At 40.9% G+C, this 23784-nt stretch carries 21 protein-coding genes and 1 other annotated feature; of the genes, 3 read left to right on the forward strand and 18 right to left on the reverse strand.

The annotated features are described in order from the left end of the window. Position 1 precedes the first annotated feature (1 nt). The 5 genes from rlmN to B7720_RS09100 all read right to left on the reverse strand — a co-directional run bounded on the left by rlmN (position 2) and on the right by B7720_RS09100 (position 4474). On the reverse strand, positions 2-1087 hold the full coding sequence (rlmN, locus tag B7720_RS09080; RefSeq protein ID WP_000804762.1) for a dual-specificity RNA methyltransferase RlmN: 1086 nt from the start codon (positions 1085-1087) through the stop codon (positions 2-4). 20 nt (positions 1088-1107) lie between these two features. Further along, positions 1108-1638 (reverse strand): YutD family protein, encoded by a 531-nt coding sequence (locus tag B7720_RS09085; protein ID WP_084857662.1) that lies wholly within the window; start codon positions 1636-1638, stop codon positions 1108-1110. A gap of 155 nt (positions 1639-1793) precedes the next feature. After that, the gene (gene sodA / locus B7720_RS09090) at positions 1794-2399 is read right to left on the reverse strand and encodes a superoxide dismutase SodA (RefSeq protein WP_000974728.1); all 606 of its coding nucleotides are present in this window, start codon (positions 2397-2399) and stop codon (positions 1794-1796) included. Positions 2400-2468: 69 nt separating this feature from the next. Beyond that, complete coding sequence (gene holA / locus B7720_RS09095) at positions 2469-3506, reverse strand: DNA polymerase III subunit delta (protein WP_084857664.1); 1038 nt, start codon at positions 3504-3506, stop codon at positions 2469-2471. Between the two features lie 32 nt (positions 3507-3538). Then, on the reverse strand, positions 3539-4474 hold the full coding sequence (locus B7720_RS09100; protein ID WP_084857666.1) for a dihydroorotate oxidase: 936 nt from the start codon (positions 4472-4474) through the stop codon (positions 3539-3541). 205 nt (positions 4475-4679) lie between these two features. Here B7720_RS09100 and gdhA point away from each other — a divergent pair, with 205 nt between their 5' ends. After that, positions 4680-6026, forward strand: coding sequence for an NADP-specific glutamate dehydrogenase (gdhA, locus tag B7720_RS09105; RefSeq protein ID WP_084857668.1), 1347 nt, complete (start codon positions 4680-4682; stop codon positions 6024-6026). 31 nt (positions 6027-6057) lie between these two features. After that, positions 6058-6543 (forward strand): GNAT family N-acetyltransferase, encoded by a 486-nt coding sequence (locus B7720_RS09110; RefSeq protein ID WP_084857670.1) that lies wholly within the window; start codon positions 6058-6060, stop codon positions 6541-6543. A 160-nt stretch (positions 6544-6703) separates the two neighbouring features. On the opposite strand, the gene B7720_RS09115 is transcribed toward B7720_RS09110, so the two are convergent. The 11 genes from B7720_RS09115 to mecA all read right to left on the reverse strand — a co-directional run bounded on the left by B7720_RS09115 (position 6704) and on the right by mecA (position 18723). Beyond that, positions 6704-7072, reverse strand: a complete 369-nt coding sequence (locus tag B7720_RS09115; RefSeq protein WP_000559015.1) for an EXLDI protein — start codon at positions 7070-7072, stop codon at positions 6704-6706. Between the two features lie 62 nt (positions 7073-7134). Continuing rightward, a complete protein-coding gene (locus B7720_RS09120) occupies positions 7135-8037 on the reverse strand; it encodes a DUF2268 domain-containing putative Zn-dependent protease (RefSeq protein WP_049520688.1) in 903 nt (300 codons plus the stop codon). Positions 8038-8448: 411 nt separating this feature from the next. After that, the gene (rplL, locus tag B7720_RS09125; RefSeq protein WP_001196964.1) at positions 8449-8817 is read right to left on the reverse strand and encodes a 50S ribosomal protein L7/L12; all 369 of its coding nucleotides are present in this window, start codon (positions 8815-8817) and stop codon (positions 8449-8451) included. Between the two features lie 74 nt (positions 8818-8891). After that, positions 8892-9392 carry a 50S ribosomal protein L10 gene (gene rplJ, locus B7720_RS09130; RefSeq protein ID WP_001287274.1) on the reverse strand — a complete coding sequence of 167 codons (501 nt, stop codon included), beginning with the start codon at positions 9390-9392 and terminating at the stop codon, positions 8892-8894. A gap of 38 nt (positions 9393-9430) precedes the next feature. Next, positions 9431-9566, reverse strand: a sequence feature (ribosomal protein L10 leader region). 61 nt (positions 9567-9627) lie between these two features. Further along, positions 9628-10887 carry a TRZ/ATZ family protein gene (locus tag B7720_RS09140; protein ID WP_084857672.1) on the reverse strand — a complete coding sequence of 420 codons (1260 nt, stop codon included), beginning with the start codon at positions 10885-10887 and terminating at the stop codon, positions 9628-9630. Between the two features lie 104 nt (positions 10888-10991). Next, positions 10992-12740, reverse strand: coding sequence for an ABC transporter ATP-binding protein (locus B7720_RS09145; RefSeq protein ID WP_084857674.1), 1749 nt, complete (start codon positions 12738-12740; stop codon positions 10992-10994). 1 nt (position 12741) lies between these two features. Beyond that, entirely contained in the window at positions 12742-14466 is a 1725-nt protein-coding gene (locus B7720_RS09150; protein WP_084857677.1) for an ABC transporter ATP-binding protein, read from the reverse strand. Positions 14467-14525: 59 nt separating this feature from the next. After that, a complete protein-coding gene (gene msrB / locus B7720_RS09155; RefSeq protein WP_084857679.1) occupies positions 14526-15464 on the reverse strand; it encodes a peptide-methionine (R)-S-oxide reductase MsrB in 939 nt (312 codons plus the stop codon). 213 nt (positions 15465-15677) lie between these two features. Next, positions 15678-16547, reverse strand: coding sequence for a homoserine kinase (gene thrB / locus B7720_RS09165; RefSeq protein ID WP_044020572.1), 870 nt, complete (start codon positions 16545-16547; stop codon positions 15678-15680). A 1-nt stretch (position 16548) separates the two neighbouring features. Next, entirely contained in the window at positions 16549-17835 is a 1287-nt protein-coding gene (locus B7720_RS09170; RefSeq protein ID WP_084857681.1) for a homoserine dehydrogenase, read from the reverse strand. 147 nt (positions 17836-17982) lie between these two features. Further along, positions 17983-18723 (reverse strand): adaptor protein MecA, encoded by a 741-nt coding sequence (gene mecA, locus B7720_RS09175; protein ID WP_084857683.1) that lies wholly within the window; start codon positions 18721-18723, stop codon positions 17983-17985. A 122-nt stretch (positions 18724-18845) separates the two neighbouring features. Here mecA and B7720_RS09180 point away from each other — a divergent pair, with 122 nt between their 5' ends. Then, the gene (locus B7720_RS09180; protein ID WP_084857686.1) at positions 18846-20324 is read left to right on the forward strand and encodes an oligosaccharide flippase family protein; all 1479 of its coding nucleotides are present in this window, start codon (positions 18846-18848) and stop codon (positions 20322-20324) included. Between the two features lie 46 nt (positions 20325-20370). On the opposite strand, the gene B7720_RS09185 is transcribed toward B7720_RS09180, so the two are convergent. Further along, positions 20371-22899, reverse strand: coding sequence for an MBL fold metallo-hydrolase (locus tag B7720_RS09185; protein ID WP_084857688.1), 2529 nt, complete (start codon positions 22897-22899; stop codon positions 20371-20373). A gap of 43 nt (positions 22900-22942) precedes the next feature. After that, positions 22943-23755: a LicD family protein gene (locus tag B7720_RS09190; RefSeq protein ID WP_044020565.1), complete on the reverse strand. Its 813-nt coding sequence runs from the start codon at positions 23753-23755 to the stop codon at positions 22943-22945. Positions 23756-23784 lie beyond the last annotated feature (29 nt).

Genomic DNA, 23784 nt, shown 5'->3' on the forward strand with positions numbered 1-23784 from the left:
TTTATGGATTTACCGCTGCGACTGCCTTCTGGCGGTCACGTTTCATTGTATTGGAGCGTAATTGTCCACAAGCTGCATCAATATCTGTACCATGCTCTTGACGAACAACACAGTTGACCCCTTTTTTCTTGAGGGTATCGTAGAAGGCCATCACGCGCTCTTTAGGACTACGGCTATATTGGTCATGTTCACTAACTGGGTTATAGGGAATCAAGTTGACATATGACAATTTCTTGATGTTTTTGAGCAATTCAGCCAATTCCAAGGCTTGTTCTACACCATCGTTGACTTCATTGAGCATGATGTATTCAAAAGTTACACGACGATTGGTTGTTTCGATATAGTACTCAATAGCTGCAAAGAGCTTTTCAATCGGAAAGGCACGGTTGATCTTCATGATGCTTGAACGCAATTCATTGTTTGGTGCGTGAAGAGAAACAGCCAGATTGACCTGTACGCCTTCATTAGCAAAGTCACGAATTTTATGGGCCAAACCTGAGGTTGAAACCGTGATGTGACGAGCACCGATTGCCATCCCCTTGTCATCATTGATGGTACGGACAAAATTCAAAACATTGTTGTAGTTATCAAATGGTTCACCAATTCCCATAACAACGATATGGCTGACACGTTCATCCTGACCACGTTCATCAAAGTATTTCTGAACTAGCATGATCTGCGCTACGATTTCCCCGTTATTGAGGTCACGTTGCTTCTTGATCAAGCCTGATGCACAGAAGGTACAACCAATATTACAGCCAACCTGAGTGGTCACACAGACTGACAAACCGTAGTGTTGACGCATGAGTACTGTCTCAATCAACATGCCATCTGGCAACTCGAAAAGATACTTAACAGTACCGTCAGCTGACTCTTGTACAATCCGTTGTTTCAAAGGATTTACCACAAACTGGTCATTGAGCTTAGCAATCAAATCCTTGGAAAGGTTGGTCATTTCTTCAAATGACTGGACACGTTTACGGTAAAGCCATTCCCAGATTTGATCTGCTCGGAATTTCTTTTCTCCTTGTTCTAAAACCCATTCTTGCATGGTTTGACGTGTTAAACTATAAATAGACGGTTTCATCTCTTCTCCTTATTCTCTATCTATTTCTGACGAATGACAAAATGGCGCTGTCCCTTGTCCTCTTTCTGAGACTTTTGGTCCTTAAGACGACGTCTATTTCGCTTATCCGTATTTGGTTTTCTCTTGTTTTGCGAAGGTTTCTTGCCTCTTCTAGGAAGGTTTTCCTCTTCCTTTTTACGCTTTTTCTTGTCAAATGAAGCCCGTTTCGGTGCTTGATTTTCTAGAACAAAATAGGCACAACCATAACTACAGTACTCTAAAAGATAATCCTGTAAGCGACTGATTTTTTCAATTTTTTCCTCTGTTCGATCGTCTTTGTAAAAACCACGTAGGCGGAGCTGTTCATTACTCCAGTCCCCCACGACATAATCAAATTTGGTCAACACTTCTGAGAAGCGTTGATTAAAGACTGTCACATCGAAAGCATCCTTGATATTTTCAACCAAGGTAAAAGCAATTCCTTCAGTCTCAACCTTATCCCCATTTACATGAAATTCTGGGCCAGGAAACTTGTTATAGTTGTATAATTCAGGTGCAATTTCTTTACGCATAGTCTTCCTTTTCCACGATTACTTAACACTCTATTTTACCATAATTTCTAGCAGTTAGCACGTTTCTCATAAAAATGAAAAAAGTCTGACGATTTTGTCAGACTTCTGCTTTATAACTTTAAAAAGAGAAGAACAATTCTTCCCTCCATATTTTATTATTTAGCTGCTGCGTAAAGCTCGTCTACCTTGTTCCAGTTAATGACTGAGAAGAAAGCTTTGATGTAGTCAGGACGCACGTTGCGGTATTTCACGTAGTAAGCATGTTCCCAAACGTCCAAGCCCAAGATTGGTTTTTTACCTTCTGAGATTGGTGTGTCTTGGTTTGCTGTTGAAGTCACTTCAAGCTTCCCTTCTTTGTTAACAACCAACCATGCCCATCCAGAACCGAAGCGAGTTGTAGCTGCTGCTGTAAAGGCTGCTTGGAACTCTTCAAATGAGCCAAATGTTGCGTCGATTGCTGCTGCAAGTTCTGCTGATGGAGCTGTTTTCTCAGGAGTCATCAATTCCCAGAAAAGAGCGTGGTTCAAGTGTCCACCACCATTGTTGATAAGTGCTTGACGGATATCAGCTGGGATAGAATCTACATCAGCAAGCAAAGCTTCAAGGTCTTCACCAATTTCAGGGTGTTTTTCAAGAGCTGCATTTGCATTGTTGACATAAGTTTGGTGGTGTTTGTCATGGTGCAAGTGCATTGTTTCTGCATCGATGTATGGTTCCAAAGCGTCATATGCGTATGGAAGGTCTGGTAAGATAATAGCCATCTGTAATACCTCTTTTTCTTTCTATATGAAAATGATAACGCAATCATCCTCTTTTTTCAAGTTTTTTGCTCAATTTGCCTCTGCCGCAATCTGCAAAAGTGCCTTTTCAAACAAGTACCCCTTTTCATAGACACCTGTCTTAATCTGGTAGTCTGTTTCAATCAAATAAGAAATCGCTCGCTTGAGAAAAGTCAAGGAAATCCCTCTCGAATCTCTCAGTGCAAACTTGATTTGATAAGGATTAGGGTTGCGCCCCAAGTAAGTTCCCAGACTGCTTGCAATCTGCGATTCCGTCTGACCAGTCTCTGATAAAATCTTCACTTGGGTAAAGGTACGAAACTTTCCTAACATGACAGCTATGAGCTTGATCTCATCCTCCCCTTGCAAGGTCAAGTCTCTAACCAGGTCACGGGCCAGGTCAATCTTCTTAGCTAAAATAAGCTGAGTCAAATCAAAAATATTGTCCTGCAGAGTCTTTGGAATAGCCTCGACAATGTCCTTCTCCTCAATCACGCCGTCTGACTTATAAGACTGTAAAAAAAGGAGATTTTTCTGGATTTCACTAAATTGAAAACCGGATTTGAGAAGTAGATTTTCAAAAGACTTTTCTGCAAACTGCAGACCTTGTGTCTGGCTCCATTTTTGGAAATACTGGCGAAGTTCTTGTTCTTTAGGTTCAATAGCATCAAATACAGTCGCATCTCGTTTGAGCAATTTGACCAGCCGTCTTTTACTATCTAACTTTCCTTCTGCAAAAATCAACAACTTGGTTGTTGGCGAAGGGTTATCAAAGTATGCCTCAAACGACTTGAGCTCATCATCTGCTAAAAATCGTTTCTTGGCTGTTGTGATATCGACAAAATGGTCTAATATCACGATTTTCTCATCCGCAAAAAAAGGGAGACTGACCAACTCCAACCCTAAGTCTTTATAAGCTACTTCTTTCATATCAAAGTAAGCAAAGTTGAGATCAGCTGGATCATAACCAATCTGTTTCAATACTTGACTCTTCATAACTTCAAACTGACCCTGGTCTGTCCCAGTAAATAGATTCAAGCTAGATAAATTTGATAGAGATACCTTTTGACTCTCTTCTATGGCTAGCATCTTCTCTCCTTTCTTCTGATTTTTTATTAAACTTAATCAATATAGCGCAATTTCCCACGGAAATCTTCTAGGTTCTCGTACCCTTTTTCCGCCATAATAGCTTTCAGTTCATTGGTAATGCGTTCAAAAGCACCGACGCCTTCTTTGTGAAGGGTAGTCCCTACTTGCACCATACTCGCACCGCAGAGGATGTGTTCAAAGGCATCACGACCCGTTAGAACACCACCAGTTCCGATGATTTGAATTTGCGGATTGAGACGTTGGTAGAAGGCATGTACATTCGCTAGAGCAGTTGGTTTGATGTACTCTCCACCAATGCCACCAAAACCATTTTTAGGACGAATCACGACAGACTCATCTTCTATATAAAGGCCATTTCCGATAGAGTTAACACAGTTGACAAACTTAAGCGGATATTTGTTGAAAATAGCTGCTGCTTGGTCAAAGTGAACAATGTCAAAATATGGTGGTAATTTAATTCCAAGAGGTTTGGTAAAGTAGGCAAATACTTCTGCCAAAATCCGGTCTGTTGTCTCAAAATCATAGGCAATCTGAGGTTTTCCTGGAACGTTTGGACAAGAGAGATTAAGCTCTGTCAGTCCTTTGAATTCACTCTCTTGAACTTTTTTCAAGATGGCATGTGTTTCTTCTGGAGACATGCCAACTAAAGATAGGAAGAAAGTTCGGTTTGGCTCTTTTTCCTGCAAGTCCAAAAGATAGTCCAGATAGTAGTCTAAGCCATTATTTGGTAAGCCCATGGAGTTGATAGAACCAAGTGGAACATCCTGGTATCGTGGCTCAGGATTGCCCTGACGAAAGTCCAAGGTCGCAGTCTTCGTAACAAAAGTACCCGCCGCTGAGTTTTTGACTCCTTCAAGCTCTTCTATCGTCATACAAGCCACACCCGCCGCATTCATCAAGCAATTGTCAAACTCAAAGCCAGCTATTTGTGTTTTCGTTGATACCATGATTCTGATCCTCCAGATTCCTTTTATTTCTAATATTATACCATACTTTAAGATTTTCTCTTTGAGAAACTAATTTCTATATAAAACGTTCGGTTTTGTAAATTGAAAGAATTTTTAGAAAATTTCTGTTTTTTTCTTTACACTCAAAAAAAATTCTGCTATAATGGCTCATGTAATAAAATATAACAACAAAAAGGAGAACGATATGACATCTGCTAAAGACTATATCCAAAGCGTGTTTGCAACTGTGAAAGCTCGTAACGGGCATGAGGCTGAATTTCTCCAGGCGGTTGAAGAATTCTTCAGCACTTTGGAACCTGTATTTGAAAAACACCCTGAGTATATCGAAGAAAACATCTTGGCACGCATCACTGAGCCTGAGCGCGTGATTTCTTTCCGTGTTCCTTGGGTTGACCGTGAAGGTAAAGTCCAAGTCAACCGTGGTTACCGTGTTCAATTCAACTCAGCTGTTGGACCATATAAAGGCGGACTTCGTTTCCACCCAACTGTAAACCAAGGGATCTTGAAATTCCTCGGCTTCGAACAAATCTTTAAAAACGTCTTAACTGGACTTCCAATCGGTGGAGGTAAGGGGGGATCAGACTTCGATCCTAAAGGAAAGACTGACGCTGAAGTGATGCGCTTCTGCCAAAGCTTTATGACAGAATTGCAAAAATACATCGGACCATCTCTTGACGTACCTGCTGGTGATATCGGTGTTGGTGGACGTGAAATTGGTTACCTATACGGACAATACAAACGTCTTAACCAATTTGATGCGGGTGTCTTGACTGGTAAACCTCTTGGATTTGGTGGTAGCTTGATTCGTCCAGAAGCAACTGGTTATGGTTTGGTTTACTACACTGAAGAAATGCTCAAAGCTAATGGTAACAGTTTTGCTGGTAAGAAAGTGGTAATTTCAGGTTCTGGTAACGTAGCTCAATATGCTCTTCAAAAAGCGACTGAACTTGGTGCGACTGTTATCTCTGTATCTGACTCAAACGGTTATGTCATCGATGAAAATGGTATTGACTTCGATCTTTTGGTTGATGTTAAAGAAAAACGCCGGGCTCGTTTGACTGAGTATGCAGCTGAAAAAGCTTCTGCTACTTACCATGAAGGTTCTGTATGGACTTACGCTGGTAACTACGACATCGCTCTTCCATGTGCGACTCAAAACGAAATCAATGGTGACGCAGCCAAACGTTTGGTTGCTCAAGGCGTTATCTGTGTATCTGAAGGTGCTAACATGCCTAGTGACCTTGATGCGATTAAAGTCTACAAGGAAAACGGAATCCTTTACGGACCTGCCAAAGCTGCTAACGCTGGTGGTGTAGCTGTTTCAGCTCTTGAAATGAGCCAAAATAGCCTTCGCCTTTCATGGACACGTGAAGAAGTTGATGGACGTCTCAAAGATATCATGACCAATATCTTTAATACAGCTAAAACAACTGCTGAAACATACGGTCTTGGTACTGACTACCTTGCAGGAGCTAACATTGCTGCCTTTGAAAATGTAGCAAACGCTATGATTGCACAAGGTATTGTTTAATTAGTCGATACATCCTATCGGAGGACAATTGATGAACTTACGGCCAATGGAAGTGAGAGATAATCCAGCTGTAGCGCAGCTCATTCGAACCAGCCTAGAAGAATTCGGGCTTGACAAACCAGGAACTGTCTACTTTGATTCTCATCTAGATCATTTGACCGACTATTATCAACAGCAAGAGAGGTCAGCTTACTTTGTTCTGGAAGATGAAGGGCAACTGGTTGGTTGTGGGGGCTTTGCACCAGTGTCCGATAAGATTGCTGAATTACAAAAACTGTATGTCACTAAAAACAGTCGTGGCAAAGGTTATTCCAGTAGGTTGATAAAGCGCATATTCCAGGAAGCCCGTCTAGCTGGTTATGAACAGCTTTATCTAGAAACCTCTACTGAGCTGGTTACGGCTGTGGCCATCTATCAACACTATGGTTTTACAGCATTGCAACAACCACTTTCTAACGCCGCCGGCCACCCAGCTATGAATATCTGGATGATAAAATCCCTCTCATCAGATGAATAGATGGCAGTATACTATGGTCGACTTGAGGACATCAGTATCAAGCTCCTCAAGACAGCTAAAATAACTTTTAAAAATGTAGCCAAGGCTATGATAGTAAAGGTATTGTTTCAGCACTATCACACTAGAATAAATCCGACTGCTTATAAAAGCAGCCGGATTTTTATATATCTAATTTTTCAAAAAATTTGCCTGTTAACTGCTTTTCTTTTAGCTTCTCAAGTAGCTCATTTTCCAGAAAAGGACTTAGTTCGTCAAAATCTTGACAAACCTTAAAAACAGTCTCTCTGTCCAACTGACCATAAGCTAATTCGTAATAGTCCTTATTATGCTGCCAGTTCTGGTCATAGTTGACATCTGTCCGTTGATAGTAAACGATGTTTTGCTTCGGAGTCAGGTAAAGCTTCTGTGTTAGAATGCTTTTCTGATCTTTAGATAACTTGCTACGACTGAAAATCTTAACACCTTGAAAAATCTTGCGCTCATGAATTCCTTGATCTGTCACCTTCAATTCAATTCTTTTATAGTGCATACTATCACCTCCTGAAATTACCTACATTATATCATGTTCTGGCAAATTTTCAAACAAAAGTGTCATTTCCAAAAGTCTTCAGTCGCCTCTAAAATCTCTTCTGTTGGTGTTACTGTGGCCTCAATAATGCTCTTGCCAGTCTTTTTCAGATAGGCTTGTATAAGATGATAGCCATAAGCATAGCCTGCAGCATAAGGCATACCAACCGGTATTTGACCTTGAATCTCAGCAATTTCATCACCGTAAAGATAAGGAGCCATTTCCGCCATACCTGTTAGCTGAAGCTGACTTGAGATGATGGGCTTAATCTCTTCTAACTGCTCTGGACTGGTTGAAGTAACCCAAGGCCCAATGAGATCCTTACCATAGAGCTCAGCCGCAAAAGACTCTGCCAATCCTTCACTGACTACCCAGTCTGCTAGTGTCGTCTGCTGGTTCCATTTGACAAATTGGAAGCGGACATTGTGATTGCACTCATGGGCTAACGCTGCCTGCACACGGGGTAAAGTATAGTCATTTGGTAGCAGACTAAGCATGAGGTAGCCTGGAATTCCGCCATCTCCGCTATAACCCTTATTGAGCTGTAGCATAGGTTTTTCTGGATTGCCCAATAAAATAGTAAAATGGTAATCCTCAACATCTAAGTCATAGCCAGCCTGCTCAAAAAGCCCAATACTCCTTTTGATGGTATCCTGGCAGTCCTGCCAGAGTTGATCAGAGCTCAGAGAGTCGATAGCTGGTCTATCCTTTTCTGAGAGAGTTGAGGGTAACTGATTCATAAAGCCAAGTAGGAAAAGAGCATCAAATCCTCCAGGATACTTTGCTTTCAGAGGAATGTGTTGCGTTTGGTATTTCATTGCAAAAGGTGCTAATATTTTAGCTCGAAAGCAACCTTCTCTTTTTTCTAAAGGAAGCTCGAGAATCTCTTGGTAAACTTTATCTGAACGAATCATATTGATTTGCATGGTAATCTCCTTTCTTATCTATTATTAGTATAATCCCTTACCTAAGGTCAGAGTCAAGAAGAAAATTGAAATATCTATTAAAATTTCATTGAAATTACCTCAAACCGTTCGAAAATTACCTTCAATAAAGTTCTTTAATACTGAGATTATAATATCCGGAGTATCAATAAATTAAAAACTTACTTTTCTACTGTTCATAGGAATAATGATACTAGAAAAAAATAAATCCTGAAGGGTAAAAACTTGTATCATTTTTTATGGAAAGCCTATTATTCAAAACTTGTTTGTCTCCTAGATAAACTATATAATTAGTTTGCCCCTTTTTTGCCCCTTTTAGAACAAAAAGAAAAACCGCTAGTCCTAAGAATAGCGGTTTTATATGTTTTTTAAGCTACTAATGTAGTTGCTCTATTATTTAAGAGTAACTGAAGCTCCAGCTTCTTCCAATTTAGCTTTGATTTCTTCAGCTTCTGCAGTTGGAACGCCTTCTTTGATGACACCTGGTGCACCATCAACAAGTTCTTTAGCTTCTTTAAGTCCAAGACCAGTGATTTCACGTACAACTTTGATAACGCCAACTTTTTTGTCACCAGCAGCTGTCAACTCAACGTCAAATGAGTCTTTAGCAGCACCAGCGTCAGCAGCACCAGCTGCAGCAACAGCTACAGGAGCAGCTGCAGTTACACCAAATTCTTCTTCGATAGCTTTTACAAGGTCGTTCAATTCAAGGATTGAAGCTTCTTTAATTTCAGCAATAATGTTTTCAATGTTCAATGCCATTGTTATTTCCTCCAAATAAGTTTTTAATTTTATAATCGTTTTTCCGTAGCTAGGCTACGCTGCGTAGCTTAAGATTAAGCTGCGTCTTCTTTGTTGTCTGCAACCGCTTTGACTGCAAGAGCAACGTTGCGCACTGGCGCTTGAAGTACAGAAAGGAGCATAGAAAGAAGTCCTTCGCGGTTTGGAAGAGTTGCAAGAGCAACGATTTCTTCTTTAGATGCGACAGCGCCTTCGATTGCACCACCTTTGATTTCAAGTGCTTCAGCGTTTTTAGCAAAGTCGTTCAAGATTTTCGCTGGTGCGATAACATCTTCGTTAGAAAATGCTACTGCAGATGGTCCAACAAAAACAGATGCAAGATCTTCAAGACCAGCTTTTTCAGCTGCACGACGTAAGATTGAGTTTTTAATGACTTTATACTCAACTTCGCTTCCACGAAGCTCACGACGAAGAACTGTATCTTGTTCAACTGTCAAACCACGAGCGTCTACAACGACGATTGATGCAGCAGCTTTCATTTTTTCAGCTACTACGTCAACTAGTTCCGCTTTTTTAGCAATAATTGCTTCACTCATTAGTGTGTTCACCTCCGTAATTATTTTGCTTGGGGAATTTTTCCAAAAGAAAAACGCGCCCAAACCTAGACACGAAAGTACAATACGCTTCTTTTTACATGATACGTTTTGTCCTCGGTAGGATCTTTATGAGTCGAGCTCCCCTACTGTCTTAGGCAGTTTTTTCAAACCGTATATAAGTATAGCATAGACAAAAAAAGAATGCAAGATTTTTGCAAACTTTTTTTAAAATTTTTTAAATCTCTACTGTCAAAACTTTGCCTTGCTTAACCACCTGTTCTCCAGCGATATAAACATCGTCAACATCACTGGATTTGACAGCATAAACCAGGTGAGAGAGCATATTTTCCTGAGGTTGAAGATGGATTTTTCCTTGTGGTTGAATGACCAGAAAATCTGCCTGTTTGCCAACTTCTAGGCTTCCTATCTGATTTTCCATTCCTAGAACCTTAGCCCCTTCGATTGTCAGTGCCTTAAGGGCTGTCTCGATAGGGAATTGGCTGGCATCTCCACTCTTCATTTTCTGAAGAAGGGCTGCGGTCCGTCCTTCCTCAAACATATCTAGATTGTTATTGGAAGCAACTGAGTCAGTCGCAATTCCGACTGCTACTCCTGCTTTTTGCAGTTGGATGATTGGAGCGATCCCTGAGGCCAGTTTGAGGTTACTAATAGGATTGTGAGCGATGGCCACTTGAGAGGTTGCCAAACGTTCAATTTCTCTCTCGTTTAATTCGACCCCGTGAGCAAAGACAGACGGATGATCTAAGTAACCTAGTTCTTCTAGAAATGCGAGGGGGCGTTTGCCGTATCGTTTCAGGATAATTCCTGATTCCTCCTTGGTCTCCGCCACATGGATATGGATAGGAATGTCCAGCTCTTTTGCCATATCTAAGCTTGCTTCCAGAAGGTCTCTACTACAACTGTAGGGAGAATGTGGAGCCACCATAACCTTGAAATTTGGGTTTTCATATCCTAAGATTTCCTCTATGATGGCTCGGATTCTGCTTATGGTCTCAGCAGTTGTTTCTGCCTCTGAAGAAAAGAGGGTCGGTGAGAAATAACAACTCATCTTGGAAGCCTTAACTGCCTGATAAATTTGCTCAATATCCACACCATTGGGATTATACATATCGTTGAAGGTTGTTGTTCCTGACTGGAGCATCTCTGTCAGAGCTTCTTTGACTGCCTTGGTAGTCATATCGGGAGTAAATCCTGCTTCTGCTGGCCAGATATAGTCATTGAGCCATTCGTGGAGATTGCTGTCATCCTGAATTCCTCGCAAACCTGTCATGGCAGAATGGGTGTGGCAATTAACCAAACCAGGCATGATCCAGGCTCCCTGATAGTCTATAATCTGCTCAGCTTGCTCTAAAATCTCTGGCTCCTCTTGGCCGACATAGACGATTTGAGAATCCTTAACGGCTAAGACACCATCCAAATAAACATGGAAATCTTGGTCACAAGTCACGATATTTACATGCTGATAGACTTTCATTGTTTTCTCCTTCTAAGACCTTGATTTTTTCTAGCTATTGTAACAAAAAAGTCACCCGAAGGCAACTTTTAGTGTCATTAAGAATTTAAATGGGTAGGAATGACTTATTCAGAGCTAAAGGCCGCAGCTTTTTGCATTTGGTAATACTTGCCCTTTCTATCCATGAGATCATGATGGTTACCATGCTCTACAATGTCACCATCTACCAAGACAAGAATCAAATCCGCATCCTGAATGGTTGACAAACGGTGAGCAATGATAAAGCTTGTACGTCCCTTCATGAGTTTAGCAAAGGCATCCTGTACTAGCACTTCTGTCCGTGTATCGATGGAGGAAGTCGCTTCGTCTAAGATAAGAATCTTTGGTATAGCTAGAAAGACTCGGGCGATGGTCAAGAGCTGGGCTTGACCGACAGATAGTGATTCTCCTGCATTTTCCAACTTGGTATCGTATCCCTGTGGTAACTGTTGGATGAAAAAGTCTGCATTGGCTGCTTTTGCGGCAGCAATCACCTGCTCCCGACTGGCGTCAGGATTTCCAAAGGCAATATTGTCATGAATGGTTCCTTGCTTGAGCCAGGTTTCTTGGAGCACCATGCCAAACTGCTGTCTCAATGACGCTCGGGTATAATCATAAATGGATTGCCCATCTAACAAGATATCTCCCGAGTTAATAGGATAAAAACGCATGAGGAGATTGATAAGAGTTGACTTACCAGCACCTGTCGGACCAACGATGGCTACCTTGCTACCAGCTGGGATATCGATAGACAAATCCTTAATCAAGATCCTTTCAGGATTGTATCCAAAAGAAACATGCTTAAAGGAAATGGCTCCCTTCACTTGGTCACTGGTCAAGATTTCCTTACCTGTTTCAGACACCTCAGGACTTTCTAAGACAACATAGACACGTTCTGCACAAGCGAGAGCACTTTGCAATTCGGCTAGAACTGAAGAAATATCGTTAAAGGGCTTGGTGTACTGTTGGACATAGTTCAAAAAAGTTACTAAACGCCCAATGGTTAAGGTTGAACCCATCATGATACGATAAGCTCCCACTCCAGCTAGAAGGGCATAAATGAGCGCATTGACAAAGCGAGTTGAAGGATTGACCGTTGATGAATAAAAGATGGCTGACTGAGAATAGCCTGCGTAGTTGGCATTCGCCTCATCCAGTTTTTGGATAAACTCTGTTTGAGCATTGAAGGACTGGATAATAGTCTGCTGGCTAAGCGATTCTTCAATCAACTGAGTCTGAATCCCCCTCGTCTCTGTTTGCTTCTGGAAGAGGTGATAAGATCTCTTGGCAATAAAGCGTGAAATCACCATGGACAGGGGTGTCAACAGCAAGACCAAGAGGGTCATGAGGAGGTGAATTTGGAGCATGGCTAGAATACTAACCAAAATCATCAAAACGCCAATGAAAAATTGGTTAAAAATCATGGTCAAGCCGGCTGCCAGCTGTTCTATGTCTGTAGTTACACGACTGACCATCTCTCCACTGCCCTGCCGATCCACAAAAGCAATCGGTAAACGATGGAGCTTATGAATGATTCGCTCTCGCAAGTCTTTGGTATAAGAGAAGATTAGACGATTATAAAGAAGAGGATTGGCCCATTGTACCAGTGTATTTCCTATGACCACCAAGATCATCTGGATGAAAATCTGCCAAAAAACTGGTGAAGAACCAGCTACTAGGACCTGGTCAATGATCTGCCCAATCAAGATAGGTAGGTAGATCGATAAAGCAACTTGGGCAATAGTTCCTAGAAAGGCTAGGAAAAGGAGGAAGGGATAGCTTGCTAAATCTATGGCCAAACGTTTGAGCGTCTGGTTTGCGGTTTGTCGTTTCATGCTAGTCCTCCTTTCCATGTTGGGATGCATTGATTTCACGATAGACTTGACTGGACCTCATCAAGTCATCGTGCTTGCCAACAGCTAGTAACTCACCTTTTTCCAAGAGGAGAATCTGGTCAGCCATCTGAAGTGTAGACGTTCGTTGAGAAATCAAGATTAAGCTCGTGTTAGGTAAATTCTCTCGGATAGCTTTCAAGAGCTTGGACTCAGTGATGGTGTCCAGGGCCGAGGTCGCATCATCTAGGATGAGAAATGGAGCTTGTCGCAAGACTGCTCGGGCAATAGATAGCCTTTGTTTTTGTCCGCCTGAGAAATTTCGCCCTCCTCCCTCAACTAGGGCATCCAAAAGTCCTTCCTTTTCACTGACAAAATCCTTAGCTTGCGCAATCTCCAAGGCCTGCCATAGTTCCTGGTCAGATACTTCTCGATTGAAACCCAATGTCAAGTTGGAACGAATGGTTCCTTTAAAGAGTTCAACTTTTTGAGGTACATAGGCAATCCAAGACCGCCACTGCTCAAGATTAAGAGGACTACGACCATTTCGATAAAGGTCAATGCTCCCCTTATCTACTGGATAAAGTCCAAGTAAGACTTGCACCAAGCTTGATTTACCTGAACCAGTTCCCCCGATGATACCAAGGAGCTGCCCTTGAGTCATATTAAAGGAAATGTCTCTCAGAGAAGCTTGAGCCGCATCGGGATAGGTAAAGGTCAATTCTTGGACTTTCAAAACCCGATCACCGGTAGCTTGCTTTTGTTCTAATTCTGAATGAATATCCTCTGGAGCTTCGGCAAAGACTTCCTCGATTCGCTTAGCTGAGATATAGGACTGATTGAGAGAATTGATCAGCATGGCTAATTTGACCAATTCCACCAAAATCTGCAAGAGGTAGTTGATAAGAGCAATGAGGGCACCTTGACTGAGTAAACCTCCTTGAATTGAAATATAGCCCTGCCAGATAATAACAAGGAGAGTTCCATTAACAATCAGATAGGTCAGAGGTGTTAACAAACTAGACCAGAAGCCTGTTTTTTCTTGCAATCTGGCATAAACTTGGTTAAGAGTTTGAAAAATCTTTAACTCTCGTTTTTCCTGACCAAAAGCACGAATAACTCGCATCCCTTGCAATTGCTGGCGCGTTTCCTGAACCAGCTGGTCCGTTTTCTTTCTAAGACTACTGTAGAGAGGATTGACCAATCGAGAGAGCCCGACAATGACAATCGTCAAAATGACAACCATGACTAAGAACCAGAAAGTCAGCTCAGCAGAAATGCGATAGGCCATAAAGATAGCCCCAAAAACAATAATGGGCGCTCGCAAAAAGAGGCGCAGAAATTGATTGATCCCAGTCTGAATCTGGTAGGTATCCGAAGTCAAGCGAGTCACCAAGCTCGAAGTTGTCAGACGGTCTCTGCTGTCCTTAGGTAAAGAAAGAATATGACGATAGAGGTCGTCTGTCAGTTCTTTGGCAAAACCAACCGCTGCCTTGGCTGAGTAAAACTGGGCTACCAAGGCCACTAAAACACCAATTACTGCAAAGATAAGGAGCAGGCCAATCTGCATCCAAAGATGTCCTTGATCTCTCTGGGGCAAGGACTGGTCAACAATCCCTGCAATCACCATGGGAACCAGGAGCTCAAAAACAGCTTCTAGTAACTTGAACAAGGGTGCCAAAATCGATTCCTTGATGTAGGGTTTGAAGTAAGATAGTAAGTGTTTCATAAGTCCCTTCTATTCTTATTCTGGAAATGAAGAAAGTGGGAAGCCCCACCCTCTCAGTTTTATTTGTTTAAGTAAGGTAATAGATAGCCATATCCTGCTTTCTCCATCTCATCCTTGGCTACAAAGCGTAAGGAAGCAGAATTAATACAGTAACGGAGGCCACCTAACTCCTGAGGTCCATCTGTGAAAACATGACCCAAGTGAGCATTGCCTGAGCGAGAACGAACCTCGATTCGCTCCATCCCATGGCTCAAGTCCTTGTAATAATGAATCAATTCCTTGGAAATTGGACGGCTAAAACTTGGCCAACCACAACCTGAAGCAAACTTATCCTTGGCAAAAAAGAGTGGCTCGCCAGTCGTGATATCTACATAAATCCCTTCTTCGAAGGTCTGGTCATAAGCATTACTAAATGGAGCCTCTGTAGCAGCTTCTTGGGTGACACGATAGGACTCTTCAGTTAAGTTTTCCTTTAACACCTCTTGACTAGGCTTTTCATAGTTGGCTGCGTCAATCAATGGCTTCTCAGCATCGGTCACATTGATATGACAATAACCGGAAGGATTTTTCTTGAGATAGTCTTGATGGTAGTCTTCTGCTAAAATGTAGTGGCGAAGTTTCTCCACCTCTACTGCAATCTTTCGCCCCAGCATACGCTCCTGCTCCTGCACCACTGTGTAGATAGCTGGCAAGTCTGTTTCATCTTGGTAATAGATTCCTGTCCGATATTGGCGACCACGATCATTTCCTTGTTGGTTGATTGATAAGGGATCAATGACACGGAAATAATAAAGCAAAATCTCTCGAAGTGACACTGCTTTCTCATCATAAATCACTTGAACCGTTTCTGCATGGTCTGTTTCCTTGAGTAGTTGGTAATTGGTCGTTTCGATTTGACCATTAGCGTAGCCAACACTGGTTGCTAGCACTCCAGAAATACGTGAAAAATATTCCTCTAAACCCCAAAAACAACCACCTGCTAGATAAATTTCTGCCATCTTTATTTCTCCTTTATCAAGTTTTTAACTAATACTCTTCGAAAATCTCTTCAAACCACGTCATCTCTATCTGCAACCTCAAAACAGTGTTTTGAGCAACCGGCGGCTAGCTTCCTAGTTTGCTCTTTGATTTTCATTGAGTATAAACTTCTTTTCAAAAAAAGGATAGGAAGCCCTTTAATCAAGACTTTCCCCATCCTATCTTCTATTTCTTTACTTTGTTTCGACACGGACACCTTGGGTATCAACCTTCAAATCATGAAGTTTGCCTTTGAAAGACTGCTTTTGCAATTCTGCCTTAATCGCTGGCATCTTGTCATGAGAAGCCAAGACCATAACTGTCGGTCCAGCACCAGAAAGATAGGTTGCATAGGCACCATTCTCTTTGGCTACTTGCTTAATCGTCACAAATTCACGGACCAGACTTTGACGATAACGCTCGTGGAAGAGGTCCCCCTCGATTGCTTGGCCAGCTGTCACCATATCTCCTGCTAATAAGGCTGCAACGGCCACATTGGCGATAGAACTAGCTGCAACAGCTTCCTTGTAGGACAATTTCTTAGGAAGGACACCTCGGCTATCGCGAGTGCGTAATTCATAGTTGGGAATATAAGCTAGAAAATCACACTCCGGGAAGTCTGCCACAATCGCAGAAACGTGCCCTTCAACGGAACTCGCAACAACAAGATTTCCATAAATGGCTGGAGCTACATTGTCAGGATGTCCTTCAATCTTGGTAGCCAACTGCAATTTGTCGTGGTTAGATAAGTTGAGATTGCCCAGTTGGTTAGCCAGTTCAATCCCAGCAACGATAACCGAGCTAGAAGAACCCAAACCACGCGCCAAGGGAACATCACTGGTCATTTTCAAGCGTCTCGGTTGCAAGTCAGGCGCAATTTGCAAGGCAATCTTAAGCAAAAGATTACGCTCGTCATGGGGAATCCATTTGCCAATCTGGTGTTCAATCAACCACTCATCCCGTTCTTCACAAACCTCAATTTGAAGATACTTGGTTACAGCTACACCGACCGAATCAAAACCTGGCCCGATATTGGCACTGGTTGCAGGTACAATAATCTTCATCCTATTCTCCTAACACCTTGAAGGTATTCAAGAGGTCAAATTCTGAAGCTTTGGCCAACTCAGCTGAAACATTCTCAAGCTGCGCTTTATTAATCTTATGAGTGATAATCACTACACGCGCCTTGTCACCCTCTTTGCCATCTTGGAGGATTTGCTTGAAGGAAATATCTTGAGCATTAAAGATTTCAGCTAGTTTCAAGACCTGACCTTTTGAGTCTGGAGCCAAGATTGAGAAGTAGTAATTAGCTTTGACATCTTCTGGATTAGCCAAGACCAAGTCACGGCTGTATTCGTTGAAGTCTTTACCAATGGTACCATCATTCAAGCGACGAACGATACGTACAATGTCCCCTACAACACTTGTTGCAGTTGGTTTTTGACCCGCACCTGGTCCGTAATACATAGACTCACCGATACCGATAGATTCTACAAAAACAGCGTTCATTACCCCATTCACACTGGCAAGTGGATGTGCTTTAGGTAGGAAGGTTGGAGTTACTTCCGCAGCAATACCAGAAGGAGTTTCCTCGATAGAACCAACCAATTTCACTACATAGCCAAGGTCTTGGGCTACAGCTACATCTTCTGGTGTGATGTTGCGGATTCCCTTGTGGGCTACATCGTCAAAAGCAACCTTCATACCAAAAGCAAACTGGCTCAAAATCACCATCTTGTAGGCTGCATCAATCCCATCAACGTCATTTGTAGGGTCGCTTTCTGCAAATCCAAGTCTTTGAGCTTCAGCCAGAGCATCATCGTAAGACCAGCCTTCTTCCACCATCTTGGTCATCATGAAGTTGGAAGTTCCATTAACAACGCCAAGAACGCGCGTAATTTTGTCAGAAGCCAACGAATTTGCCAAAGTACGAAGAATTGGAATCCCACCAGCTACTGCTGCTTCATAGTAAAGTGCTACATTATGCTCTTTAGCGATTTCTAACAATTCTGCACCATGAACAGCCAAAAGGTCCTTGTTAGCAGTAACAACGTGTTTCCCAGCTTCTAAGGCACGAGTGATAAAGGTCTTAGCTGGTTCGATACGCCCCATCAATTCCACTACGATAGTAATGTCCTTGTCTGCTAAAATATCGTCTACATTGGTTACAAAGTTAAAGTCATTTCCTGCTGCAAGCAAGCGGTTCTTTTCATCTTCATCCTTGACCAATACCTTGGCTACTTCAATCTCTGAATGAGCTGACTGAACGATTTTTTCTCCATTTTCCTTTAGGAGGAAAGGCACGCCACTTGCAACGGTACCAAATCCAAGTAAAGCAATTTTAACTGTCATGTTTGTCTCCTAGAAATTTTCTGATATAGCCATTATAACAGAATTTTGTGAAAATTCCTATTATAGTAAATCACTATTTCAGTCTAGTAAAGAAAAAACGAATCCCATGATTCGTCTTTCTTTATAAATGAAAATTGATTTTAAAAATTATGAACGAATCTTTTGCAGATTAAGAACTGCATCGTGATTGATCAAGATTTGCCCATACTCTTGCAAGACTGAACGACTGATATCACTGTCGTCTGCAAACTCACGCATACGAGCCAAGAGCCAGGCTGGATATGGACTTGGATGATTTTCCACATCGACTAAGATTGTCAAATAATAGTGTCCATTCATCTTATAGAGTTCAGATGTTTCCATCTGGTAGTTAACCGTCTTTGCAAAAGCAACTAAGTCAGCAAGACTTGTAAAACGCAAGATATAGTAGATATAAGGTTCTTTCTTGCTCTCAGTCTCCTTTTCAGTTTGCTCTTGCTCTTCTTCCTTTGCTTCGACCTGCTCTAGAGATTGGATGGCCTCAATATCGTCCTTGGTCTTATCTGCAATGCTCTTTTCCAAGGTTTTGAGAAATTCATCTGGCGACATTTGGGCTAATTCTTCCATGTCTGGTAGATCCGCCAAATCTTCAAAATCCAAATTTTGGTCAATCTTGGACTTGGTCACAAAGACGTCCACCTTATCAGGTTTTGGTGTCACACGGAAACTCAGCATGCCACTATCCAAGAAATTGTCTGGCATCTCTAACTCATCTAAAATAGCATAGAAAAACTCTTCGGTTTTTTCCTGAGGAACGAGAAAGTCTGCAATCTCCATTCCTCGGTCCATCAAATCATCTAAAGTCATCGTGATTTTTAGTGTTGTATCACTGATTTGTTTCATCTTCATATCTAGTAACCTCATACTTTCAGTCTATCTATTATACTAGATTTTTACGATTTTATCAAAAGAATGAAGCGAGAATGTGATATAATACTAGATATGATTTTAGATTTAAGAAAGAAAGTTCAATGAAAAATATAAAAGTAAATGCCTTGGCCAGCTTGCTGGTCAATATTCTCAATATCGTTTTTCCGCTGATAACCAATCCTTATCTGACACGGATTCTCAGCAAATCCAACTACGGTTATTTCAATACAGCCAATACCTGGGCAAGTTTCGTTATTCCACTAGCTGCCTTTGGAATATACAACTACGGGATTCGAGCTATCAGTAAGGTCAAGGATGACAAGAATAAAATCAACTACGTCTTTTCTAAGTTGTTTTATATCTCGGTTTTTACCTCTCTCCTGACGACAGGTATCTACTTCCTCATTATCTTCTTTGACACCAGCATTGAGAATCTGAAGGTCCTCTACTACATCCTAGGGGCTCAAGCACTCTTCCAATTTCTCAATATCGAATGGATGAACGAGGCTTATGAAAACTATGCCTTCATCCTCTACAAAACATTGATTATTCGGATTGCCATGCTGGTTGCTATCTTTACCTTTGTTAAAACTGCAGATGATATCGTTCCTTATGCCATCGTCATGAGTGCAACCACTATCCTCAACTACCTGCTCAGTTTTCTTTGGATTAAGAGAGAAGTTTCTTTTGTTAAGATTGGTTTCGTCGAATTAGCTAAAGCTTCTAAACCACTCTTTACTATGCTTCTCTTAGCAAACGCTAATATGCTTTATACCTTGCTAGATAGAATGTTTATCACCAAGGGACCGGATGAGAACTATATTTCCTACTATACAATTGCCTATAGTATCGTCATGCTGATTGCCAGTGTCTTGAGTGGAGCTATCAACGTCAGTATTCCACGCCTTGGCTACTATCTCGGTAAAAAGGATTACAAGTCCTATAATTATCTCGTGAATCAAGCGGCATCCTTATTCTATTTCCTTATGGTTCCAACTAGTATCGGGATTATGATATTGGGACGGTACGCAACTGTTATTTATTCTTCTGAAAAATATCTTGAAGCGGGTATCGTAACTAGCGTCTTCGCTTTTCGTACCATCATTTGGGCTATTGAGTTGATTCTTGGTAAACAGATTATCTTTATCAACGATCATGAAAATCGCTTAACTGCCTTCTACTTCCTTGGTGGTGGTGCCAATATACTATTAAATAGCATCTTGTATTTCAATAATATTTTTGCACCTGAGTATTACATCACTACGACCATTATCGCAGAAACTATCGTTGTTTTACTTGAAATTCATTTTATCAAGAAACACCAACTGATTAGTTTAAAAGAAATTTTTATAACCTTAACACGTTATAGCATTATATCCCTTGGTTTTATCCCAATCTTCTATATTTTTAAGATGATTTTCCAAATCAATTCTTACACAGTAAACTTCAATATGATTCTCATGGTTCTGTCTACCGTAGCAACTTGTGGTATCTATTACCTCTTGACCCTCTTTATTACCAAAGACAAAACACTCCACTATGCACTGAACCTTGTACTTGCTAAATTAAAACGAAATTAAAAAAATCCCCTACTGATAAATTAGTTGCCAGTAGGGGATTTCTTCTTTATTCTTTTTCTTTCTTTTCAGAAGCGTTGGCTTCTAGATTTGAATCTTGTTTAGGTTGTTCAACAATAGAGGAATTAGCTTCTTGTTTCTGTTCTGGCTTGACTGCCTCGCTATTTACAGCAGCAACAGCCTGTTTCCAGATACCTTCTTCGTTTACTTTGTAACCATCAGGTGTTGTTGCGTTCTTCAACAAAGAACCATTAGCTTGGAAATAGTACCAATTACCATCAAGCTGTTTCCAACCTGTTTGCATAGCTCCTGATTCATCAAAGTAATAATGATCACCATTTACTTTATGAAGGCCAACCAACATGATACCATCTTCAGGATTTAGATAATACCAGACGCCTTTGTCTTTTATCCAACCAGTTTTCATGGCTCCATTTGATTCAAAGTAACGGTAATGATTATCAAACCATTTCCAGCCAGTTTGCATGGCTCCAGATTTGCTAAAGTAATATTGCTTACCATCTACTTGATGGAGGCCGACTAACATATCGCCTTCCTTACCTTCAAGATAATACCAGACATCACCATCTTTCAACCAACCAGTTTGGAGTGCGCCAGACGTAGCGTAGTAATGCCAAGAATCATTTGACCACTGCCATCCAACTTGCATAGTCCCTGCAGAGCTGAAGAAATAGTTCTTACCGTCAACCTCTTTAGATCCTACAGCCATGATACCTGTTTCTGGATCCAAATAATACCATGATTCTTTATCTTTCAACCAACCAGTTTTCATAGCACCTGAGTTCGTATAGAAGTACCAGCTATTGTCGTGCCACTTCCAGCCAGTCTGCATGGCACCACTAGCATTCAAATAGTAACGAACACCATTTATATCTTGTCTGCCAGTTAACATGATGCCATCTTTATCCAGATAATACCATGTTTCCTGATCCTTGACCCAGCCGGTTTTCATAGCTCCAGAACTTGCAAAATAGTTCCAGTGACCATCAACAAATGCCCAGCCAGTTTGCATGATACCTTCTTGATTAAAGTAGTATGTGCTTCCATTGATATTCTTTTTACCGATGGTCTTTAGCCCATCCTCATCATAGAAATACCAATTTGAATCAATCTTTTGCCATGTTGAAGGCTTACCTGCTGTTTGGAGTGCACCACTTTCGCTAAAGAACATCTTCTTGCCATTATAGACTTGGTGTCCTGTTAGCATCTTCCCATCTGCAGCAAAGAGATACTTTTTCCCTCCAATTTCAGAGAGCTCGCTAAATCGTCTAGCACCATTTGATTGGATATAATACCAAGAGTCATCTAGTTTGAACCAACCACCAGTTTGCATTTTACCATTTTGGTTCAGATAGTAATCATTCCCTTTGGCATTTTCTCCCCAGTCGTCGTTAAGGTGAAGCCAGCGACCTGCTTGCATTTGTCCTTTTCCATTAAAGAAATAAGTGGCTCCGCCAATCTCTCTCCAGCCGATAGCCATTTCTCCGTCAGTCAAACGATATTTCCAATAACCATCTTCTTGATACCATTTTTCGTCAACTACAGGGATATTAGGGAAGGAATTTGAAACATTTGCAAATCCTTTATCGCTAATATCAAAAACGGTAGCGTCTTGAGTTTGGCTAGCAGCATGAAGAACCTGAATATTTTTCTTCTGAAGGTATTCTCTGGTTGAAGCAACATTAATATCTCCACCAGTTGTCTGAATAATCATTTTTGGTGATAAGTTTTCAAGGAAATTAATCGTATTTGAAATTGTCGCATCATAATGGTGGTTCCATTTCATCATATCAACCTTACCGATAACTGGACCTAACTTATCTTCTGCTCCTTCGGCATTATCCAAATCTCCACCAAGATAGATTCTCTTTCCTGCCACAGTCACCACTGAAACGATGGAGTTGGAGTTATCATCTCGAACTTTTTTCAGATTCCCTTCAGCATCATATTCATTCTTATAGTTGTAGAGTTGGATATCCATATCACCTAATTTTAGATGACTATCCTCATCTGAAATATTCTGGATAAGTGTAACTCCTCGTTTTTGAGCTGCTCTCAAAGCATTATCATAATTGAAAAGATTATCCCATAGTCCCCAGTTTGCTGTGATCCGATCATCTGAATATTTTTTCAAATAAAACTTACCGACTTGATATCGATTGAGTATTTCGTCTGCTCCACCAATATGGTCACTATGAACATGAGTTCCTATAATAAAATCTAATTTTTTTACACCTATTTGATCCAAGTGGCGAATCAATCGATCCTCCAATACTTGATAATTTCTCATGGAAATTCCCCAGCGGCTTGGATAGCGTGGGTCACTCCCATCAGGAAAATCATAGTCTTCTCCCATATCAATCAAAGCATAGTGACCATTGCTTTCCAGAAGGATGGCATCACTCCCAGATTTTGCTTTAGTATTTATGAAATGGATACGATTGCCCGAACCTGCAGAGATGGTATCTGCATCTACTCCTTGCGATAACTGAATCAGTAATAGAAAGAATGCGAGAACACTATAGCTGACTGATTTTAATAACCATTTATTTTTCACCTTGAAAACTCCTTTATCTTAACAATAAGCAACTTTTAAAAATCTAATCAATCCAATAATTTTTATCCCCTCCTGGGACTTGTTGCTCAATAGGTGGTGGAGTCATATAGTTTTCTCCAAATTCGTAGACAAGTATTTCATGGTATTTTCTCGGAACCTTGACCACAATGTTTTCATAAGGCATATCAATCAAATCATAGAGCCATTCTTTTTTTATACCATTTGGATAATAAGGGTCATAGATAGTACAAGTAAGATCTGTTGCTTGATCTACACTATACTTCAAAGCAAGGCTCTCTAATTTTTGATTCCATAGCTGTGGGGAAGTTAAGCGGAAAATAGCTGATCCCATATAACGAGGGAGGTTTTTAAGTCCACCATTCTCAGACTTGATCCCTTTAAAATTCAAAGAAGAAAGGCGAATGAAATATTTGTAGAGCTTCATTTTCTTACGGTCACTTTCCTGTGTTACGACACCATCATATGGAAAAATGTCAACGCAAGTTCCCAATACGACCGTTGGGTCTACGAGGTTAGCATCTCGACGAGTCCTTACATCATAGACTCTCATATAACTGTATGGATATCCCTTTGTTTCTCTGAATGAAATCAATTTGTAGTAGGGATGATTTTCATTTTGTAAAACCTTATACAGTTTTTCAAATTCATCACGCGCCAAGGAAATATCTGTATCATCATCCCAAGGGATAAATCCTTTATGGCGTACAGCTCCTAGTAAGGTTCCAAAATCAATAAAGTATTTGATTTGATGTTGTTCACAAAGCTCATGTAGATACTTTAAAATATCCAATTCTACTTGCTTGATTTCTTCAAGAGTTAAAGTTCTTTCAGACATAGGTTCTATTCTCCTAAATTTGACTATAT

Source organism: Streptococcus oralis subsp. oralis (assembly GCF_002096455.1).
In the GTDB taxonomy this organism is placed as follows: domain Bacteria; phylum Bacillota; class Bacilli; order Lactobacillales; family Streptococcaceae; genus Streptococcus; species Streptococcus oralis_CY.

Coding starts and splice junctions, on each gene's coding strand:
- B7720_RS09115 (WP_000559015.1), bottom strand. CDS start 7,072: ATGCACTATAAAAGAATTGAATTGAAGGTGACAGATCAAGGAATTCAT.
- B7720_RS09120 (WP_049520688.1), bottom strand. CDS start 8,037: ATGCAAATCAATATGATTCGTTCAGATAAAGTTTACCAAGAGATTCTC.
- B7720_RS09150 (WP_084857677.1), bottom strand. CDS start 14,466: ATGAAACACTTACTATCTTACTTCAAACCCTACATCAAGGAATCGATT.
- mecA (WP_084857683.1), bottom strand. CDS start 18,723: ATGAAGATGAAACAAATCAGTGATACAACACTAAAAATCACGATGACT.
- B7720_RS09145 (WP_084857674.1), bottom strand. CDS start 12,740: ATGAAACGACAAACCGCAAACCAGACGCTCAAACGTTTGGCCATAGAT.
- B7720_RS09085 (WP_084857662.1), bottom strand. CDS start 1,638: ATGCGTAAAGAAATTGCACCTGAATTATACAACTATAACAAGTTTCCT.
- B7720_RS09190 (WP_044020565.1), bottom strand. CDS start 23,755: ATGTCTGAAAGAACTTTAACTCTTGAAGAAATCAAGCAAGTAGAATTG.
- B7720_RS09180 (WP_084857686.1), top strand. CDS start 18,846: ATGAAAAATATAAAAGTAAATGCCTTGGCCAGCTTGCTGGTCAATATT.
- gdhA (WP_084857668.1), top strand. CDS start 4,680: ATGACATCTGCTAAAGACTATATCCAAAGCGTGTTTGCAACTGTGAAA.
- B7720_RS09100 (WP_084857666.1), bottom strand. CDS start 4,474: ATGGTATCAACGAAAACACAAATAGCTGGCTTTGAGTTTGACAATTGC.
- msrB (WP_084857679.1), bottom strand. CDS start 15,464: ATGGCAGAAATTTATCTAGCAGGTGGTTGTTTTTGGGGTTTAGAGGAA.
- rplL (WP_001196964.1), bottom strand. CDS start 8,817: ATGGCATTGAACATTGAAAACATTATTGCTGAAATTAAAGAAGCTTCA.
- thrB (WP_044020572.1), bottom strand. CDS start 16,547: ATGAAGATTATTGTACCTGCAACCAGTGCCAATATCGGGCCAGGTTTT.
- B7720_RS09170 (WP_084857681.1), bottom strand. CDS start 17,835: ATGACAGTTAAAATTGCTTTACTTGGATTTGGTACCGTTGCAAGTGGC.
- B7720_RS09110 (WP_084857670.1), top strand. CDS start 6,058: ATGAACTTACGGCCAATGGAAGTGAGAGATAATCCAGCTGTAGCGCAG.
- sodA (WP_000974728.1), bottom strand. CDS start 2,399: ATGGCTATTATCTTACCAGACCTTCCATACGCATATGACGCTTTGGAA.
- B7720_RS09140 (WP_084857672.1), bottom strand. CDS start 10,887: ATGAAAGTCTATCAGCATGTAAATATCGTGACTTGTGACCAAGATTTC.
- rlmN (WP_000804762.1), bottom strand. CDS start 1,087: ATGAAACCGTCTATTTATAGTTTAACACGTCAAACCATGCAAGAATGG.
- rplJ (WP_001287274.1), bottom strand. CDS start 9,392: ATGAGTGAAGCAATTATTGCTAAAAAAGCGGAACTAGTTGACGTAGTA.
- holA (WP_084857664.1), bottom strand. CDS start 3,506: ATGCTAGCCATAGAAGAGAGTCAAAAGGTATCTCTATCAAATTTATCT.